The sequence below is a fragment of the Actinoplanes awajinensis subsp. mycoplanecinus genome (assembly GCF_001509495.1).
GTDB classification, from domain to species: domain Bacteria; phylum Actinomycetota; class Actinomycetes; order Mycobacteriales; family Micromonosporaceae; genus Actinoplanes; species Actinoplanes palleronii.
In genome coordinates this window covers 1-16,988 of the sequence record NZ_LLZH01000035.1, presented here as the reverse complement: position 1 = coordinate 16,988, position 16,988 = coordinate 1, and the positions used below count along the sequence as shown (strand labels likewise).

21 protein-coding genes and 1 pseudogene are annotated in these 16,988 nt (G+C 71.7%); 6 read left to right on the top strand and 16 right to left on the bottom strand.

Annotated features, from left to right (window positions below):
* Window positions 1–229: 229 nt before the first annotated feature.
* The 10 genes and pseudogenes from ADL15_RS07885 to ADL15_RS07840 all read right to left on the bottom strand — a co-directional run bounded on the left by ADL15_RS07885 (window position 230) and on the right by ADL15_RS07840 (window position 7,279).
* Entirely contained in the window at window positions 230–1,006 is a 777-nt protein-coding gene (locus ADL15_RS07885; RefSeq protein WP_083970997.1) for an EI24 domain-containing protein, read from the bottom strand.
* A gap of 138 nt (window positions 1,007–1,144) precedes the next feature.
* Complete coding sequence (locus ADL15_RS07880; protein WP_157441227.1) at window positions 1,145–1,600, bottom strand: hypothetical protein; 456 nt, start codon at window positions 1,598–1,600, stop codon at window positions 1,145–1,147.
* Between the two features lie 107 nt (window positions 1,601–1,707).
* Entirely contained in the window at window positions 1,708–2,592 is an 885-nt protein-coding gene (locus tag ADL15_RS07875; protein WP_067686307.1) for an alpha/beta fold hydrolase, read from the bottom strand.
* Between the two features lie 130 nt (window positions 2,593–2,722).
* Window positions 2,723–3,028 (bottom strand): DUF2516 family protein, encoded by a 306-nt coding sequence (locus ADL15_RS07870; RefSeq protein ID WP_232343951.1) that lies wholly within the window; start codon window positions 3,026–3,028, stop codon window positions 2,723–2,725.
* 61 nt (window positions 3,029–3,089) lie between these two features.
* The gene (locus ADL15_RS07865) at window positions 3,090–3,569 is read right to left on the bottom strand and encodes a hypothetical protein (RefSeq protein WP_067686301.1); all 480 of its coding nucleotides are present in this window, start codon (window positions 3,567–3,569) and stop codon (window positions 3,090–3,092) included.
* Between the two features lie 101 nt (window positions 3,570–3,670).
* Window positions 3,671–4,021: pseudogene (locus tag ADL15_RS07860) on the bottom strand (helix-turn-helix domain-containing protein); the annotation flags it as partial.
* Between the two features lie 68 nt (window positions 4,022–4,089).
* On the bottom strand, window positions 4,090–5,001 hold the full coding sequence (locus ADL15_RS07855) for an asparaginase (RefSeq protein ID WP_067686298.1): 912 nt from the start codon (window positions 4,999–5,001) through the stop codon (window positions 4,090–4,092).
* Window positions 4,998–5,831 carry a BKACE family enzyme gene (locus tag ADL15_RS07850; RefSeq protein ID WP_067686295.1) on the bottom strand — a complete coding sequence of 278 codons (834 nt, stop codon included), beginning with the start codon at window positions 5,829–5,831 and terminating at the stop codon, window positions 4,998–5,000. Before ADL15_RS07850 ends, ADL15_RS07855 begins: the two co-directional genes overlap by 4 nt.
* Window positions 5,832–5,852: 21 nt before the next feature.
* Complete coding sequence (gene ygfZ / locus ADL15_RS07845) at window positions 5,853–6,872, bottom strand: CAF17-like 4Fe-4S cluster assembly/insertion protein YgfZ (RefSeq protein ID WP_067686318.1); 1,020 nt, start codon at window positions 6,870–6,872, stop codon at window positions 5,853–5,855.
* An 8-nt stretch (window positions 6,873–6,880) separates the two neighbouring features.
* A complete protein-coding gene (locus ADL15_RS07840) occupies window positions 6,881–7,279 on the bottom strand; it encodes a Fur family transcriptional regulator (protein ID WP_083970996.1) in 399 nt (132 codons plus the stop codon).
* Window positions 7,280–7,334: 55 nt separating this feature from the next.
* On the opposite strand from ADL15_RS07840, the gene ADL15_RS07835 reads away from it, so the two are divergent.
* Window positions 7,335–8,081: an aminotransferase class IV gene (locus ADL15_RS07835; protein ID WP_067686289.1), complete on the top strand. Its 747-nt coding sequence runs from the start codon at window positions 7,335–7,337 to the stop codon at window positions 8,079–8,081.
* Here ADL15_RS07835 and ADL15_RS07830 read toward each other — a convergent pair whose 3' ends face one another.
* Window positions 8,082–8,684, bottom strand: a complete 603-nt coding sequence (locus ADL15_RS07830) for an FABP family protein (RefSeq protein WP_067686315.1) — start codon at window positions 8,682–8,684, stop codon at window positions 8,082–8,084.
* Window positions 8,681–8,785: a small membrane protein MtfM gene (mtfM, locus tag ADL15_RS56375; RefSeq protein ID WP_269748318.1), complete on the bottom strand. Its 105-nt coding sequence runs from the start codon at window positions 8,783–8,785 to the stop codon at window positions 8,681–8,683. Before mtfM ends, ADL15_RS07830 begins: the two co-directional genes overlap by 4 nt.
* 14 nt (window positions 8,786–8,799) lie before the next feature.
* On the opposite strand from mtfM, the gene ADL15_RS07825 reads away from it, so the two are divergent.
* Complete coding sequence (locus ADL15_RS07825) at window positions 8,800–9,174, top strand: DsrE family protein (protein ID WP_067686286.1); 375 nt, start codon at window positions 8,800–8,802, stop codon at window positions 9,172–9,174.
* A gap of 102 nt (window positions 9,175–9,276) precedes the next feature.
* On the opposite strand, the gene ADL15_RS07820 is transcribed toward ADL15_RS07825, so the two are convergent.
* From ADL15_RS07820 to ADL15_RS07810, 3 genes are all read right to left on the bottom strand, one after another.
* Window positions 9,277–10,125 carry a hypothetical protein gene (locus ADL15_RS07820; RefSeq protein WP_232343949.1) on the bottom strand — a complete coding sequence of 283 codons (849 nt, stop codon included), beginning with the start codon at window positions 10,123–10,125 and terminating at the stop codon, window positions 9,277–9,279.
* An 87-nt stretch (window positions 10,126–10,212) separates the two neighbouring features.
* A complete protein-coding gene (locus ADL15_RS07815) occupies window positions 10,213–10,626 on the bottom strand; it encodes an NUDIX domain-containing protein (protein ID WP_067686280.1) in 414 nt (137 codons plus the stop codon).
* The gene (locus ADL15_RS07810; RefSeq protein ID WP_232343952.1) at window positions 10,623–12,518 is read right to left on the bottom strand and encodes an ATP-dependent DNA helicase; all 1,896 of its coding nucleotides are present in this window, start codon (window positions 12,516–12,518) and stop codon (window positions 10,623–10,625) included. Before ADL15_RS07810 ends, ADL15_RS07815 begins: the two co-directional genes overlap by 4 nt.
* Before the next feature lie 154 nt (window positions 12,519–12,672).
* On the opposite strand from ADL15_RS07810, the gene ADL15_RS07805 reads away from it, so the two are divergent.
* Window positions 12,673–13,179 carry a DUF402 domain-containing protein gene (locus tag ADL15_RS07805; RefSeq protein WP_067686274.1) on the top strand — a complete coding sequence of 169 codons (507 nt, stop codon included), beginning with the start codon at window positions 12,673–12,675 and terminating at the stop codon, window positions 13,177–13,179.
* Here the strand turns inward: ADL15_RS07805 and sigJ are convergent.
* Complete coding sequence (gene sigJ, locus ADL15_RS07800; RefSeq protein ID WP_067686271.1) at window positions 13,162–14,046, bottom strand: RNA polymerase sigma factor SigJ; 885 nt, start codon at window positions 14,044–14,046, stop codon at window positions 13,162–13,164. The two genes, ADL15_RS07805 and sigJ, sit on opposite strands and share 18 nt — an antisense overlap.
* Window positions 14,047–14,148: 102 nt before the next feature.
* On the opposite strand from sigJ, the gene ADL15_RS07795 reads away from it, so the two are divergent.
* The 3 genes from ADL15_RS07795 (at window position 14,149) to ADL15_RS07785 (ending at window position 16,800) form a co-directional block, all read left to right on the top strand.
* The gene (locus ADL15_RS07795; protein ID WP_067686313.1) at window positions 14,149–15,081 is read left to right on the top strand and encodes a PI-PLC domain-containing protein; all 933 of its coding nucleotides are present in this window, start codon (window positions 14,149–14,151) and stop codon (window positions 15,079–15,081) included.
* 82 nt (window positions 15,082–15,163) lie between these two features.
* On the top strand, window positions 15,164–15,790 hold the full coding sequence (locus ADL15_RS07790) for a DUF47 domain-containing protein (protein WP_067686269.1): 627 nt from the start codon (window positions 15,164–15,166) through the stop codon (window positions 15,788–15,790).
* A 2-nt stretch (window positions 15,791–15,792) separates the two neighbouring features.
* Entirely contained in the window at window positions 15,793–16,800 is a 1,008-nt protein-coding gene (locus tag ADL15_RS07785) for an inorganic phosphate transporter (protein ID WP_067686266.1), read from the top strand.
* Window positions 16,801–16,988 lie beyond the last annotated feature (188 nt).

Below are 16,988 nucleotides of genomic sequence, written 5' to 3'. Positions count from 1 at the left end.
GGGTGGGGGTGGGGTGTGGATGGGCGTGGAGTGTGGAAATCGGGTTCGGTTTGGGGAGGGGGCTGCTAAGGGGTTTCCGTGACCACACGCGGATGTCGCCCCGGAGGGGTTCGCGTTCGGGACGCGCCAGCGGCCTGCGAAGCCCGCAGGGGCCCCGGCGGGAGCGACGGTCTGTACCCCAGCGGACGCACGACAAAAAGCTCTTGATCTTGAGGGTGGTGACAACCGCCTACAGCGAGCTGACCGTGGTGATGTGCACCGGTTTGCCGAGAGTGCGGCGGGCCAGCAGGGTCGCGCCGGCGATGGCCGCGGGCATCAGGAAGATAGCGCCGAGCGGGATCAGGAACGAGCAGAACACCGCGACCCCGAAGCCCAGAGTGAGCGGGACGTTCGTGGCGAGGGTGACGCGGCGGTGGCGCAGGCGCTGGCCGCGGCGCTGGAACGGGACGCCGGTGAGTTCCAGGGCGATCAGCCAGCCGCCGACCGCGGCAGCCAGGACCGGGATCACCGTCTGGCCGATCACCGGTACGAAACCGAGCGCGAACAGCGGGATGCCGGCCAGGATCGAGAGGCCGATCAGGCGGACCGAGTCGGCCAGGCTGCGGCGCAGCGAGCGCCAGAAACCGACCTCGACGGCGTCCGGCACCCCGCCGAAGCGGTCCTCGACCAGCTCGGAGATCTTCTCGTAGAACGGGTCGCCGATCAGCAGGGTGACCGCGGTGAACGTCAGGATGCCGAGCAGCAGGGTCAGGCCGAGCAGCCCGGCGCCGGCCAGCACCTCGACGAAGTCGCGCCAGAAACCGGTCCAGCCGTCGGCGAACCAGGTGACCTTGGCGGAGAGCTCGGGCAGGTAGCGGATCAGGATGACCAGCCCGATCGTGTAGAGCACGCCGGCGAGCAGCGCGGGGAGCAGACCCAGGCCGAGCAGCCGGGGGCTTCTCAGGACCAGGCCGAGCCCACGGCCGAGCAGCCCGGCACCGGTGGCGAATTGGCGAACCGCGGACACTGGCCGACTCGGATCTTCCTTCACGATCCGGCAGCTTAGTGGGACGCGGCCAGCCACACCCGCCCGGAACCCGACGCGGCCAGCCACACCCGCCCGGAACCCGGCGCCGGTCGTCACACCCGGACGGGACCTGGCGGGCTAGCGGAAACGGCGCCAGGAGCGGCGCGGCTCATCGTCGTCGACCGGCGGTTCCGGGTCGAAGCTCGGCTCGGCGCTCTCCGAGTCGGTGGGGATCGGCTCCGGCGGGCCGGTGATCTGGGTCGGCGTGGGCACCGGGGGCTCGATCACGACCGGCGGTGGTGCGGAGGTCGTGGCGGTGACCGGGAGCGGCGAGCCGGGCACCGTGACGGTCTTGGTGATCACTCTGCTGCTGATCACCACGATCGGGGACGGTGTGGGGCCGGTCGTGGTGACCGGGCCGTTCGGGCGGGGCGGGTGGGACGCGTAACCGCCGGTGGACGCGTCGGCAGTGATCGGGGCTCCGCCGAGGGCGTCGCTGCCACCGATGCCGCCGGCTTCCTGGGCCGCCACTGTCCGGGCAACAGGGGTGCCCAGGGCCCAGCCGACCACGACAGCGAACGGAAGACCGATCACAATAACACCGATAAAAGCGGATTTAGGGGACAGGCGCACGCCGAGAACATCGCTCGAGAGCGGTAAAAGTTACGGCTTTCGGGGCATATGGCCACTAAATCGCCGGATCAGCTGTTCAGGAAAACCGAGATCCGGTCGCGGAGTTCCTGGCGGTTCGTCCAGAGGACCGTGGGGCGGTCGTACATCTGCAGATCCGCTCTGAGCAGGGTGGCGAGCCGCTCGGCCCAGCCCGACGGGTGCACCTCGTCGCCCTCACAGCCGATCACCAGCGCGCGCCCGCGGAACGCGCGGAGCAGGTTCTCGTCCGGCACCGCCGGCTCCGGCCAGAGCGTCTCGAGCTCGACCGCCAGGCCGTCCCGTTGCAACTGGTCGACCCGCTGCCGGAGATAGCTCCAGCCGGCCGGGGTGTTGCGCACCGAGGCGGGCAGTTCCGCCTCGACCGCGTCGGCGATCATCGCGGCCTCGCCGGACTCGACCGAGGCGAGCATCCGGTTCAGGCGCTGCACCGCGGCGTCCGAACGCCGGCCGTCCAGCGGGGCGGGCAGGTAGAACACCGCGCGCTCGAACCGGTCCGGCGTCTCGGCGATCAGGCGGCACAACGCGCCCGCGCCCATGCTCACCCCGAGCGCCCGGGTCGCCCCGGACAGGTCGGCCACCCCGCGCAGGTCGGTGGCCAGGTCGCCGAAGCTCCACGGGCCGGGCGGGATGTCGGAGCGGCCGTGCCCGCGGAAGTGGAAGAACACCCGGCGGCCGGTGACCGCACTGCCCAGCGGGCGGGTACCGGCGATGTCCCCGGCCAGCCCGTGCGCGAAGACCGTCACCGGGTCGCCGGTGCCGGTGATCAGTTGCTCGACGCGGACACCGGAGGCCAGCGTGACCGTCTCGGTGGCCGGGCCCGGCAGCGTCGGCCGGCCCGACTGCGGCCTGGTCCCGTCGCTGCGCTGCAGGCGCGGCCCACCATCGGGCGGCGGCGGGCCGAAACGACCCCTCACCCGCGGGCCAGGGCGGACCGGGCCGCAACAAAAGGCAGCGCCACGACAAAAGGCCGCGCCACAACAGAAGGCAGCGCCACAACAGAAGGCCGGGTCACGACACAAGGCAGCGCCACGACAGAAGGCCGGGTCACCAGAAGCCCTTGCCGTCGGCGATGTCCCGCAGGCCGGGGCGCACGTCGAGAAGATAGATCAACGAGGCAGCGATGCCGACCAGGCCGAAGATGCCCAATGCGGACCTGCCATACCACGTCAGCAGGGCGCAGATGCCGATGATCGCGGCCCAGGCGCCCTTCGGCAGCGTTCCGAGGGCCTGGAAGCCGGCGCCGCGCTGGGTCAGGCAGTGGATGAACGCCACGACCTCCAGGATCAGCGCGAACAGCAGGACGAGCAGCTCGATCCAGCCCTGCACGTCTCGGAAGAAAATAGGCGCCATGCCGGAGAGTCTATGCCGCGGGCCCCGGCGATGCCGGGGCCCGTCGATCATGTCGCGATGCTTACTCGGCCGGCTTGATCGTCGCCGGGGTGGGCTTGACGCGCTTGCGCGGCTTCGGGGTCGCCTCGGCGGACTCGACCGCCTTGGCCTCCTCGATCGCCGCCTCGACGGCCTGCGGCTGCTCGGTGGCCTCGATGTCGGCGTTGACGACCTCGGCGGTCTCGATGACGCCGCTGCCGACGACCTTCTCACCGCGGGCGACCAGAGCGGTGTACGCCGCGACCGCACGCTCCTGCGCGACCTGGGCGAACGTGCTGGCCACCGTGGTGGCGTTGGTGCGCAGCGCGTCGAAGTCCGTGGTGGCGGCCTTCTTCTGCAGCTCGGTGGCCTGGACGTTGGCGGTGCGCAGCGAGGCGACCGCGCGGTCGCTCAGCTCGGTCAGCACGGCCGGCAGCTTGCGCAGCTGCTGGTACGCGAGGTCACCGGCACCGGCGGCGGCGTACAGCGGGGTCGGGATCTTGGTCTTGGTCTGCTCGGTCATTTCGTCTCCTCGACGGTGATCGGGGTGGTCCGGGATGCGCCGGCCTCGTGCTCGTCCAGGTCCGCGGTCTCGACCGTGGCGGAGGACGACGGTGCGGGCGGCGCGTTCCGAGAGTTCTCGTTGCGGAACGTCTCGTAGATCTGCGACAGGGACTGCTTCTGCGCGATCGTGAGCTCCGGGTCGACCGCGATGGCGGCCAGCACACCCAGCTGGCCCTCGCCGTCGAGCAGTCCGGCCCGCAGGTACATCGCGGGCGTTGACACACGCAGGGCGCTGGCGATCTGCTGCAGCACCTCGGCGCTCGGCTTGCGCAGGCCGTTCTCGATCTGGCTCAGGTAGGGGTTGCTCACCCCGGCCTTGTCGGCAAGCTGCCGGAGCGAGATCTTCGCGGTCTGCCTCAGGTCGCGGATGAACGTCCCGATGTCCTGGGGCAGGTCCTTGGGTGTGGCCATGTATTCGAAGTTAGCCCCGAGTGCTAGCTCTTGCAAGCAAACGCTTGCAAGAGCTAGCGTGAGACGAGTCACCAGGCCGCGCGGACCTCGCCGACCCGCAGCCCGCCACCCAGCACCGGCTCGTCCAGCGGCGGCGCTTCGACGCCGAGCCGCCGCAGCGCCTCGAGCAGCACCGGCACCCGGGCCCGGGCCGCACCGTCGGAGATCTTGATGGCGATCCCGCCGGCGCCCGGCACCGCGGCCGCCACCACGCCGTCCGCGCCGCTCTTCATCAGCAGGCCCGGCACCTTGCCCATCAGCACGGTGTCCGGCGAGTCGGTGCCGGCGACCAGCTCCGGGTGCGCCCGCATGGCGTCCGCCACCCGCCGCTCCTGAGTGCCCGGTGCGGCCTCGACCAGACGCTGGAACGACCGGGCCAGCGCAACCGGCGAGATCGCCAGGACCGGCGCACCGCACCCGTCCACCCCGGCCGCCGCGATCGGCTCACCGGCCAGTTCGCTGACCGCCTCGGCGAGCGCCACCTGCAGCGGGTGCCGGGGATCGAGGTACGACGCCAGCGGCCACCCGTTGATCACACAGGTGGCCAGCATCCCGGCGTGCTTGCCCGAGCAGTTCATCAGGATCGGCTCGGCCGAGCCGCCGTTGCGCAGCCACGCGTTCCGCGGCGCCTCACCGAACGGCAGCTGGGCCGGGCAGCCGAGCGCCTCGAGCCCCAGCCCGGCGGCGCCCAGGATGCCCCGCACCCGCTCCACGTGGAACGGCTCGCCGTCGTGACTGGCACTGATCATGGCGAGGTCGGTCTCCTCGCGCGGCACCAGGCCGTGGCGGAGCATCCCGACCGTCTGCAACGGCTTGTTCGACGACCGGGGGAAGAACGGGACCCCGGTCTCCCCGACACCCGGCCGGTCGGTGAAGGCGACCACACCGTGGTGCACGCTCTCCACGAAACCGGACCGGACCACCTCCGCGACAACGGTCACCGGGACGGCACTCCGAGCAGCTCACGGGCCTGGTTCGGCGACAGCGGCGGGCGCTGGGCGAGCTGGGCGAAACCGACCGCGCGGGCGACCAGCTGCATGTTCGACTCGACCGGGCGGCCCTTCGCGTACGTGACGGTGTCCTCCATGCCCACCCGCAGGTGCCCACCGGCCGACAGCGAGGCCAGCATCACCGGCAGGGTGCTGCGGCCGATCCCGGTCGCCGAGAACGTGGTGCCCTCCGGCAGGTCCCGGATCACCTGCTCGCAGGCGACCAGCGCGGCCGCCGTGCCGGGCATCCCGCCCGGCACACCCATCACCAGGTCGACGTGCACGTGGCCGCCGAACGGCAGCCCGTGCCGGCTCAGCAGCCGCTGCAGGGTGGTGAGCTGGCCCAGGTCGAAGATCTCGTACTCCGGCACGATGCCGCGGTCCTGCATCCGGGTGTGCAGGCCGACGATGAACTCCCAGCGGTTCAGGAACACGCCGTCACCGAAGTTGACCGTGCCCATCGTGCAGGAGGCCATCTCCGGACCGGCGTCCAGCACGGCCAGCCGGTCGGACTCCGGATCGATCACCGCGCCGCCCGAGGAGAGCTGAACGATCAGCCCGGTCGACTCGCGCAACGCCGTGACGGTGGCACGCAGCCGGCCCTGGTCCAGGGTCGGCCGGGCCTGGGCGTCCCGAATGTGCACATGAATGATCGAGGCGCCCAGCGCCTCGCACTCCTTCGCGGTCGTTACCAACTCATCCAGGGTCACTGGCAGGGCTGGCACGTCCGCCTTGTCGCTCTCCGCGCCGGTCGGGGCGACGGTGATCAAGGTCCCGGTCATGCGGCCATCCTGCCACGAGAATCACGCGTCGATGGCGGCTGCCGACTCCCCCACGAGCAGGCGCGCGTCGTCCGGGACGTTGCGCTTGAGCACCGCCAGCGCGACCATGCCCAACTCGTGGTGCCGGACCCCGGTGCCGATGAACCCGATCGCCCGGCCGTCCAGCTCGACCGGCGTCCCCTGCACCGGCGGGTGGTCGGTGGCGATCCCGTCCAGGTGCAGCAGCACCAGGCGGCGCGGCGGCCGGCCCAGGTGGTGCACCCGGGCGATGGTCTCCTGACCGCGGTAACACCCCTTGTCCAGGTGCACGGCCGCGGCCTGGAACCCGGCCTCGGCGGGGATCGTCTTGTGGTCGGTCTCGTGGCCGAGCCGGGGCACCCGGGCCGCGACCCGGATCGCCTCGTACGCCCACAGGCCGGCCTGCGGCACGCCCAGCTTCTCGATCACCGCGTCCTTGGCGGCCCGCGGGATCAGCAGGTCGACGCCGAGCGGGACCCGGCGGGCCAGGCCGCCTTCGAACGGGCGTACCGCGTAGTGCGACGTGGCCTCGGGCGGCACCGACCCGGCGGCGAACTTCGGACCCGGCACCGGGCTGACCCGCGGCTCGGCGAGATCGGGGAAGAGCGCGGCGGCGTCCGGGCCGACGAGCGACAGCACCGCGATCTCGGCGGTCGCGAGACGCGGCTCGACCTGGGTGAAGAAACGCATCATCTCCAGGTATTTCAGCAGCCCGGCCCCGCTGCCGGGCTCAGTGTCCAGCCAGGCGGTCACCCCATCGTCGGTGACGAAAGCATGCTGCTCGACGTGCCCGTGGGGCGAGAGGACCAGGAGCTCACTGCCGTCCGAGATCTCGGACAGATGCTGAGTGGTCAGCGTGTGCAGCCAGCTCGCCCGCTCCACCCCCGGCACCGCGATCACGTCCCGGTTCGACCGGTCGACCAGGCCGACCGCGCTCTCCAGCAGCCGTTGCTCCCGCACCGGATCGCCGAGGTGCGCGGGCACGCCCGCGTCGGCCGAACCCGGGTCGAGATCCTCGATCATGACGATGCTCACTGGGACTCCTTGCACTTGCCGCAGACCCCGAACAGGGAGACGTGTCCGACATCGACCCGGAAGTCGCGTTCCTCGAGCAGCCGCGCACAGACCGGCGCCAGCACCACCGGGTCCATCTCCTCGATCGACCCGCAGGACCGGCAGACCAGGTGGACGTGCTGATGCTCGCCGGCCGCGTGGTAGGTGGGCGAACCGTGCGAGAGGTGGGTGTGATTGACCAGGCCGAGCTCTTCCAGCAGCTCCAGCGTCCGGTACACGGTGGTGATGTTGACACCGGCGACCCGTTCGAGGACCGCGTTGTGCACCGACTCGGGGGTCGCGTGGCCTAGCTCGTGCACCGCTTCCAAGATCAACTGGCGCTGCGGGGTGAGCCGCAGGCCGCGCTCACGGAGCATGGCGGCTAACGAAGTGGCGGACACTCCACGAGCATAGTTCGCTAGTTTCGAACAGATGACGGAGCGGATCCTGGTAACACCCGCCGATCTGCTCGGCGACGGGGTTTTCGAGACCCTGCACCTGCGGGAGTCCGGGCCCTGGCTGCTGCCCGAGCACCTGGGCCGGCTGGCCCGCTCGGCCGCGCTGCTCGACCTGCCCCCGCCGCCCGTGGTGGACGTCACCGCCGGCGCGGGCCGGACCGGCGCCATGCGGATCATCTACACCCGCACCCTGCTGCACGTCGGCGTCTCGGCGATCCCCGAGCAGGTGTTGCGGGAGCGCCGCGACGGCGTCCGGGTGCTCAGTGCCGGCCTCGGCGTCGCCGCCGGGCACCGTCCGCCGTGGTCACTGTCCGCGGCCAAGTCACTGTCCTACGCGAGCAACTTCGCGGCTCGCCGCTGGGCGGCGCGGCATCAGGCCGACGACGTGGTCTGGGTTTCCCTCGAGGGGTACGTCCTGGAAGCCCCGACCGCCTCGGTCGTCTGGCTCTCCGGCGACGAACTCTGCACGGTCCCACCCGCCGAGGCGGGCATCCTGGACGGGATCACCGCGGCCCACCTGCTGTCGCTCGCCCCGTCCGCCGGCCTGCGCCCGGTGCACCGGATGGTCACCCTGCCCGAGCTGGCCACCGCCGACGCGATCTGGCTGACCTCGTCCCTGCGCGGCCTCGCCGAAGTGATCTCCCTGGACGGAACGGAGCGCCCACGATCACCGTGGACGCCCCGTCTCCTCGCCATGCTGGGTTTCACCGACAGCTTCTGATCAACCGCCGATGCGCAGCAGCCGCGCCGACATGTGCGGCGTCAGGTCGCTGTTGTCGATGGAGATCTCGTGCGCGTAGAGCAGCGCACCCTCGACCACCCCGAACAGCCGGTGCCCGCCGGTGACGTGCAGGCCGGACGGCGTGTACGCGACCGCGTCGGTGCCCATCTCCAGCCGGGTGGTGGCGGCCTTGCCCAGGTAGAGCTCGGCGACGCCGTCCGGCCGGATCATCGTGGCTTCCATCTCGTCGCCGGGCCGGCCGTCGACCAGCACCGGCCGCCAGAACCCGGACTCGGTGAGCGCCTGACCGATCGGCGCCGACTCCTCGTCGAGCAGCCAGGACCGCGACTCGAAGCGCAGGAAGTCCCGCCCGTCGTGGCTGATCCGGATCTCCTGGGCGAAGTTGTAGTCCTCCGCCGCCGGGAATCCGCCCTGGCCACGGCCCCGCCACAGCCCGATGAACGGGAGCAGGCCGAGCAGCGCCGGGTTCAGGTCCGGGCCCGACCGCAGGTCGTGGGTGTCCTCGTAGGGGTAGGCGTCCACCGGCGGGGCGTTCAGCCACGGCGGCGGGTCCAAAGGAGTTTCCGTCGTCTCGCCGCTCACCAACGCCCCCTCGAAATTCGCACTGCCAGATAACCGAAACCGCCCGCCAGTCCGCCTATCGCGGCGACCAGCAGGCTCACGAACCCGATCTCTGTAACCATGTCCGGCCCATCCTATGCTGGCCCGCATGGCACGTTTGCTGGTCGTCAAGGCCACCGCCGGCGCGGACGCGCCGGAACGCTGCAACCAGGCCTTCAACGTGGCGACGACGGCGGCGACCGCCGGGGTCGACGTGTCGTTCTGGCTGACCGGCGAGTCCACCTGGTTCGCGCTGCCCGGCCGGGCCGCCGAGTTCGCGCTGCCGCACGCCGCGCCGCTGCCGGACCTGATCGAGGTGCTGCTCGAGGCCGGCCGGATCACCGCGTGCACCCAGTGCGTGGCCCGCCGCGACATCGGCCCGGCCGACGTCATCCCGGGCATCCGGATCGCCGGCGCCGCGGTGTTCGTCGAGGAGATCATGTCCGAGGGCGCCCAGGCCCTCGTCTACTGACCGTCGCCGGCTCGCGCGAGCCGGTTGGCTCTCAGAGGTGCTTCCGCGGCCGCGAGACACCCCTGGAAGCCAGCCAGAACAGGACTGCGCGGCCGGGCCGTGTCAGGAGACGCGGCAGGCGGTGGTCACGGCGACCTGCAGACGCTCACCGTTCGCGTCCACCACGACCGATTCGGATCCTTTCCGGTACGCCCAGCCGCCCGCCGAGGACCACACCACCGTCGTACCGGCGGGCACCCCGACCGGCCGATCCCCGCTCGCCCCGGCGGTCGCTCGATAGGTGGCCGCCACCCCGCCCTCGGGGCACCCGGCCGACTCCACCGACACCTCGGCGGCGGCCGTCCCGCCGAGCGCCACCACGGTCTCGGTCAGCGTCGCGGGCGCCGGTCCCGCCGCCGGACCGGTCGCCGCCGTGGTCGCCCCCGGCGGCCGGCATCCGGTGTCGGCCGACAGGGTCAGCACCTGATCGGCCGGCTCGGCGTGTGCCTCGACCGCGATGAAGTCACCGGCGTCGGCGTACAGCGCCAGCCGCGTCCCCGCCTTGGTCGGCACCACACCGGCCCGGTAGTCGCCGGGCAGCGCCGCCGCGACCTGGTCGAGGGCGGCCTCGGCCCGCCCCTGCGGCACGTACAGGAAAACGTCCTGCCCGGCCCGGCGCCCGTCGCGCACCGGGGTCAGCCAGCAGGTCTCGACGTGCGGGGCCCCGAGCCGGATCACCCACGGCCCGCTCTCGGCGGCGGCCAGCAGGGTCCCGGCCGCCTTCCGCAGCGGCGCCATCGCCTGCCCGACGTCCCGCTGCTCGGGCACGGTCGCCGGATCGTTGCGCACCGACCACCACGACACCCCGGCCAGCACCACCACCCAGCCCGCCACCACCGCGAGCAGCCACCGACGCGTCCGCTTTGCCCCCGGCACCCCGAACCCGCTCCCCGGCCCCATCACGGCAGCCATGGTGACACGCGCCGGTCACAGCTCAAGGGCCACCCGCAGCGCCATGTCCGCGTCGGCCCTGGAGACGACCGGCTCGATGAGCCGGTGTCATCGGAGGGCGGAGCGGTAGGCCGGGGAGGTCAGGAAGCGGGCGATCACCTCGGCGCTGCCCGGGGTGAACGGGCGGTCCAGCACCTCGGCGGCCGGGACGAACAGCATCGCCGCGCCCTCGCCCAGCACCACGTCGGCCTGGGTGGCCGTGGTGCGGCCGTGGAAATAGTGCTTCTCCCGGTCCTGTGCCGGCAGGTCCTGGCGCTCGAAGAGCAGCAGCGGCTCGGCCGCGCGCACGCTCGCCTCCTCGAGCAGCTCCCGCTCGGCCGCCTCGGCGGGTGTCTCCCCCGCCTCGATCGCGCCGCCGGGCAGGCCCCAGACGTTCGGGTAATACGGCGCGAACTCGTCGCGCAGCTGCAGCAGCAACGCGCCGGTCGCGTCGACCAGGAACGTGCACGCGACCCGGATCACGACTTGGCCAGCCGGGTCAGCGCGCCGACCGCGACCTCGGGCCGGGTCGTATACCAGAACGGGGGCAGCGACTTGCGCAGGAACGCGCCGTAGCTGCGGGCCGTCTCCAGCCGCGAGTCGAGGACCGCGACCACACCCTTGTCACCTGTCGACCGGATCAGCCGGCCCACGCCCTGCGCCAGCCGGACCGCCGCGATCGGGACGCTCACGCTGGCGAAACCGGAGCCGCCGGCCGAGTCGACGGCGGCCGAGCGGGCCGCGGCCAGCGGCTCGTCGGGCCGGGGGAACGGCAGCCGGTCGATCACCACGAGCTGGCAGGAGTCGCCGGGCACGTCCACGCCCTGCCAGAGCGACATCACGCCGAACAGGCAGCTCGCCTTCTCCTCCCGGAACTTGCGGACCAGGATCGGCAGCGTCTCCTCGCCCTGCAGCAGGATCGGCAGGTCGGTCTTGGCGCGCAGCAGCTCCGCGGCCTGGGTCGCCGCCTTGCGCGAGGAGAACAACCCTAGGGTACGGCCGCCGAGCGCCTCGACCAGCCGCAGCAGCTCCTCACCGGCGGCGTCCGGCAGCCCGGACGCGGCGGGGCGGGGCAGGTGCGCCGCGACGTAGAGGATGCCCTGTTTCGGATAGTCGAACGGGGAGCCGACGTCCAGCGAGGTCCAGCCGTCGCCGGAGGACGCCTCCGCGGTCGGCGCGGGCAGGCCCAGCGACCGGGCCACCGTGTCGAACCGGCCGCCCAGGGTCAGCGTGGCCGAGGCGGCCACCACCGTCCGGTCCTCGTAGAGCGCCTGGGCGAGGGTGCCGGCGACCGAGAGCGGTGCGACCACCAGCGCGCGGCGGCCCGAGCCGAACTCGGATTTCTCCACCCAGGCGACGTCGTAGTCGTCCTCCTCGAGCAGCCGCTGGGCGGTCTTGGAGAGCTCGTCGAGCACCGCCTTGGCCTGCTGCTTGTTGACCGGGTCGGGATCGTCGGCCTTGATGTCGCCGATCGCGCTCAGGCCGGCCCGGGTGGCCGACTCGAGCAGGGTGACCGGCTGGCGCAGCGCGTCCGGCAGCCCGGCGGTGAGCCGACCGGCCGGGATGTCGGCGAGCCCGACGGTGAGCGCGTCGGCCGCCTCGGCCAGCGACTCGGCGGCGGACGGCGGGATCATCGTGCGGGCGCGGCGGCCGGCCCGCTCGATCGCCTCCGGGGTGAGCTCGGCCTGCGAGGCCGAGGAGACCCGGTCGGCCAGCTCGTGCGCCTCGTCGACGACGAGCAGTTTGTGCGGCGGGATGATGTGCCGCTCGGCGAGCATGTCGACGGCGAGCAGGCTGTGGTTGGTGACCACGATGTCGGCCTCGCGGGCCCGGACCCGGGACGCCTCGGCGAAGCACTCCTGCCCATAGGGGCACCGGGCCGCGCCGACGCAGTCCCGCGCCGGCATCGAGACCGACTTCCAGGCGGCCTCGTCCACGCCCGGGTCGAGCTCGTCGCGGTCACCGGTCTGTGTCTTCTCCGACCAGGAGCGGATCCGCAGGACCTGCTTGCCGAGCTTGCCCGCCTCGCCCAGCCACTGCCCGGCCTTGGGCGCGGGCGCGTCGTCGAACAGCGTGTCGGTCGGCGCCTCCGCGTCGACGTGCTCGAGCTTGGCCATGCAGAGGTAGTGGTGCCGGCCCTTGAGGACGGCGAACGACGGCTTGCGCCCGAGCACCGGCTCGACCGCCGCGGCCAGCCGCGGCAAATCGTGCTCGACCAGCTGATTCTGCAGGGCCAGGGTGGCCGTGGAGACCACCACGGGGCCCTCCACCAGCAGCGCGGGGGTCAGATAACCGAGGCTCTTCCCGGTGCCCGTGCCGGCCTGCACCAGCAGGTGCTCGCGGTCCTGGATGGCCTTCTCGATCGCCGCCACCATGGCCTGCTGACCTGGGCGGGTGGAGCCCCCGGGAACGGCGCCGACCGCGGCGGCGAGGAGCTGCTCGGCGGTCGCCTTTTTCTTGGTAGCTGCGGGCACCCAGGAACCGTACCCGGGACCACCGACAGAACCCGGTCACCGTTAGGGTGCACCCATGTCGAGCGAGATGGTCCGGGTCATCTACACCAAGTACGACGGATCAGCTCACCGTGACTATCCGGCCCGCCGCCTGGCCGAGGACGACCTCGGCGTCTGGGTCGGCGTGACGCTCGGCACCGCGTCGGTCTACCACGGCCGGCCCTCCGTCGAGCAGATCCCGTTCATCCTGCTCATCCCGCGTGACTCCTGGTGGACCGGCATGTTCAACCCACCGCCGCGGACCAGCGAGGTGTATTGCGACATCACCACCCCGGCCCGCTGGGAGGGTGACACCGTGCACATCATCGACCTCGACCTGGACGTGGTGCGACGCCGCGAGTCCGGTCTGGTCGAACTGCGCGACGAGGACGAGTTCGAGGAGCACCGGATCCTGTTCGGGTACCAGGACGACCTGGTCGGCCACGCCAACGCGGCCGCCCGGGAGCTGATGGTGAAGCTCGGCGACGGCACCGAGCCGTTCGCCACGCACTACCGCAAGCACCTCTCAGAGGTCACCGACTAGGCGGACCTTCTCCGGGTTCTGCTGGGTGAAGAGCCCGGTGATCCGGCCGTCCTCGACCGCGACGGTGAGCACCGCGAGCAGTTGTGCCCCGTCCGGGCGCCGGCCGCGCAGCATCATCGCGGCGCCGCCCTCGACGAGCACCGGCGACACCTCGAGGTCGGCCACGTCGGCCAGCCGGTGGGTGAGCAGGCCGTGGAAGAACCGGCCGACCTTCTCCGGGCCGAAGACCGGCCGCAGCGCGCTGCGCACCAGCCCGCCGCCGTCGCTGATCGCGACCACGTCCGGCGCCAGCACCGCGGCCAGCGCGATCAGGTCACCGCTCTGCGCCGCGGTCAGGAACGCCGCCAGCACCCGGCGCTGCTCGGCCAGCCCGGCGGTGTGCCGCACCCCGCCGTCGGCCACCGCGCGCCGGCCCCGGGAGGCGTGCTGCCGGGCCGCCGCCGCCGTGGTGTCCAGCACCGTGGCGACCTCGTCGAACGGCACCCCGAACGCGTCGTGCAGCACGAACGCGACCCGCTGCTCCGGGGTGAGCCGCTCCAGCACCACCAGCAGCGCCACGCTGACCTGGTCGGCGCGCTCGGCGAACAGGGCCGGGTCGGCGTCCTGGTCGACGGTGAACGCGGGCAGCCACTCCCCCGGGTAGGACGTACGGCGTACCCGGGCGGAAGTGAGCTGGTCCAGGCAGATCCGTGAGGTGACAGTGGTCAGCCACCCGCGCGCATCCCGCACGTCGGCCTGTTGCGCGAAGCGCAGCCAGGCCTCCTGGACGGCGTCCTCGGCCTCGGCCCGGTTGCCGATGATCCGGAAGGCGACCGCCGTCAGGTAAGCGCGGTGGGTCTGGAACTCGGTGGCGGTCGGCGACGGCATGGGGCAATTCTGCGCGGCCTGCCCGGGGTCGGGTATCACCTGTGCCACAGTATTAAACGGCACATTTAGTACTATTCGGATGGGTGGGCGCACGTGCAGGACATGGCGACTCTCGCGGGCAGCCTCGCCGGACTCGCCGGCGCGGGCGGCGCCATGTCGGTCGCCCTGGCCCGCCGGCCCCGGACCTGCCTTCCCCAGGGGCACGCGCTGATCCCGGACCGGCTCACCGACCCGCTGCCGCCGGTGCTGCGGCTCGGCCTGGGCGGGATGACCGTGCGGGTGGTCCCCGGCCCGCACGGCGAGCTGTTCCTCGGCCCCGGCGACCCGCAGCCCGGCCGTACCCTGCGCCGGCTCGTGCTGGCGCCGCTGTTCACCCGCGCCCAGGCCACCGCCGGGCGGCTCTGGCACGACCAGCGCGCCCCGTTCCAGCTGGTCGTCGAGTTCACCGGGCCGAACCGGGACACCGACTCGCTGCTGCGCGCCTACCGGATGCTGGACCAGCAGCTGCGCGACCACGCACCCCTGCTCAGCCGCAGCGCCGGCGGCGAGTTGACGCCGGGCGTGGTGACCGTGACGGTGGCCGGCATCGTGAACGTCCGCGACCTGCTCGCCGCCCAGCCGGTCCGGTACGCGTTCGCCGAGGGTTCCTTCGAGGACCTGGACCTGGACCCGGCCTGCGCCGCCCCGCCCGAGCTGGCACCGGTGCTCACCGAGTCGTGGACCCGCCGGTTCGGCTGGGACGGCTGCGAGCCGATCACCGCCGAGGAGCGCCACCAGCTGCACGCGCTGGTCCAGGCGGCACACGCGGACGGCCGCACGGTACGGATCAGCGGCCTGCCGGACGGCTCCCGCCGGGCCCGGGCCGCGATCTGGACGGAGCTGGGCGCGGCCGGCGTGGATGTGATCGCCGACACCGACCTGCACGGACTGGCCAAGCACCTGCGGAAACATCCCACGGGCCAGGCCACCCGGGCTGAGCTGCCGGTTCGGGCCCCGCGTCCGGGCGCGTCCCGGCCGCACGCGGGGCCGGTTTAGCACCGTGTCGAAAGGGTGAACTCCCGGGGACCGATAGCATGCCTGCGGAGATCAAGCGAACCTGTCAATCGAGGTCCCTGCCGTGAAGTTCTCATTCCGTCCCGTAGAGGGCGTCTTCTACGACCTCTTCACCAAGGCCTCGCTCAACCTGGTGAAGGGCACCGAGCTGCTCAACGAGCTGACCCTGCCCGGCGTCGACGTGCAGTCGGTCAGTGAACGGCTGAGCGACGTCGAGCACGACAGCGACGCGATCACCCACGAGCTGTACAAAAAGATCAACTCCACGTTCATCACGCCGTTCGACCGGGCCGACATCTATTCGCTCGGCTCGCAGCTGGACGACGTGATGGATCACCTGGAGGCGGTCGGCAACCTGCTCTACCTGTACGGGCTCACCGAGCTGCCGTCGCTGCCCCGGGAGATGCACGAGCTGATCACGGTGCTCGACCAGCAGGCGAAGATCACTTCTGAGGCGATGCCGCGGCTGCGCTCGATGAAGAATCTCGAGGACTACTGGATCGAGATCAACCGGCTGGAGAACGACGGTGACCGGGCGTACCGGATGCTGCTGGTCCGGCTGTTCTCCGGCGAGTACGACGCGCTGACCGTGCTGAAGATGAAGGAGGTCGCCGACGAGCTGGAGGCGGCCTGCGACGCGTTCGAGCACGTGGCGAACACCGTCGAGACCATCGCCGTCAAGGAGTCCTGAGCTTGTCTCCGGAACTCGTCGCCGTCCTGGCGGTGATCCTCGCGGCGATGGTGTTCGACTACACCAACGGCTTCCACGACGCGGCGAACGCGATCGCGACAAGCGTCAGCACCCGCGCGCTCACCCCACGGGTCGCCCTGGCGATGGCCGCGGTCGGCAACTTCGTCGGCGCCCACCTCGGCACCAACGTCGCCAAGACGGTCGGCGACGGCCTCGTCGACCTGCCGATCGGCATCCCCAGCCTGGGCATCATCTTCGCCGGCGTGCTCGGCGCGATCACCTGGAACCTGGTCACCTGGTATTTCGGCCTGCCGTCCAGCTCGTCACACGCGCTCTTCGGCGGGCTGGTCGGCGCGACCGTGGTCGCCAGCATCGGCAGCGTCCAGTGGACCACCATCCTCACCAAGGTGCTGGTCCCGATGGTGCTCTCCCCGGTGGTCGGCCTGATCCTCGGTTTCCTCTTCATGGTCGGCCTGATGTGGGCGTTCCGGCGCGGCCACCCCGGCAAGCTGAACCGCGGTTTCCGGCACGCGCAGACCGTCTCCGCCGCCATGATGGCAATCGGTCACGGCGTGCAGGACGCGGCGAAGACCATGGGCATCGTGGTGCTGGCGCTCTACACCGGCGGGTTCCAGGACAACGCCACGGACATCCCGCAGTGGGTCTACTGGGCGTCCGCCACGATGCTGGCGGCCGGCACGTACACCGGCGGCTGGCGCATCATCCGCACCCTGGGCCGCAAGATCATCGACCTGGGTCCGGCCGAGGGCTTCGCCGCCGAGACGGTCGCCAGCTCGGTCCTGTACTTCAACGCCTGGGTCCTGAACGCCCCGATCTCCACCACCCACACGATCACCTCAGCGATCATGGGCGTCGGCGCGACGAAACGCCTGAGCGCGGTCCGCTGGAACGTCGCCGGCAACATCGTGATCGCCTGGATCACCACGTTCCCCGCCGCGGCCCTGCTCGCCTGCATCTTCTACTTCGTCACCAGACCGCTGTTCGTTTAACCCCTTTCCGGTACGGACGCGAGGCCCGCGCCACTCCGGATCGCGGCGCGCCACCGGGCTTTGGCTGGCTCTCAGGGGTGTCTCCGCGCTGCGGAGACACCCCTGAGTCATCTTGTCTCCTTCGGGTGACGTCTCGCGGACGTGAAAATAGGGCGGGTTGCGGGTTGGTTGGGGTTGAGGGGTTGCCT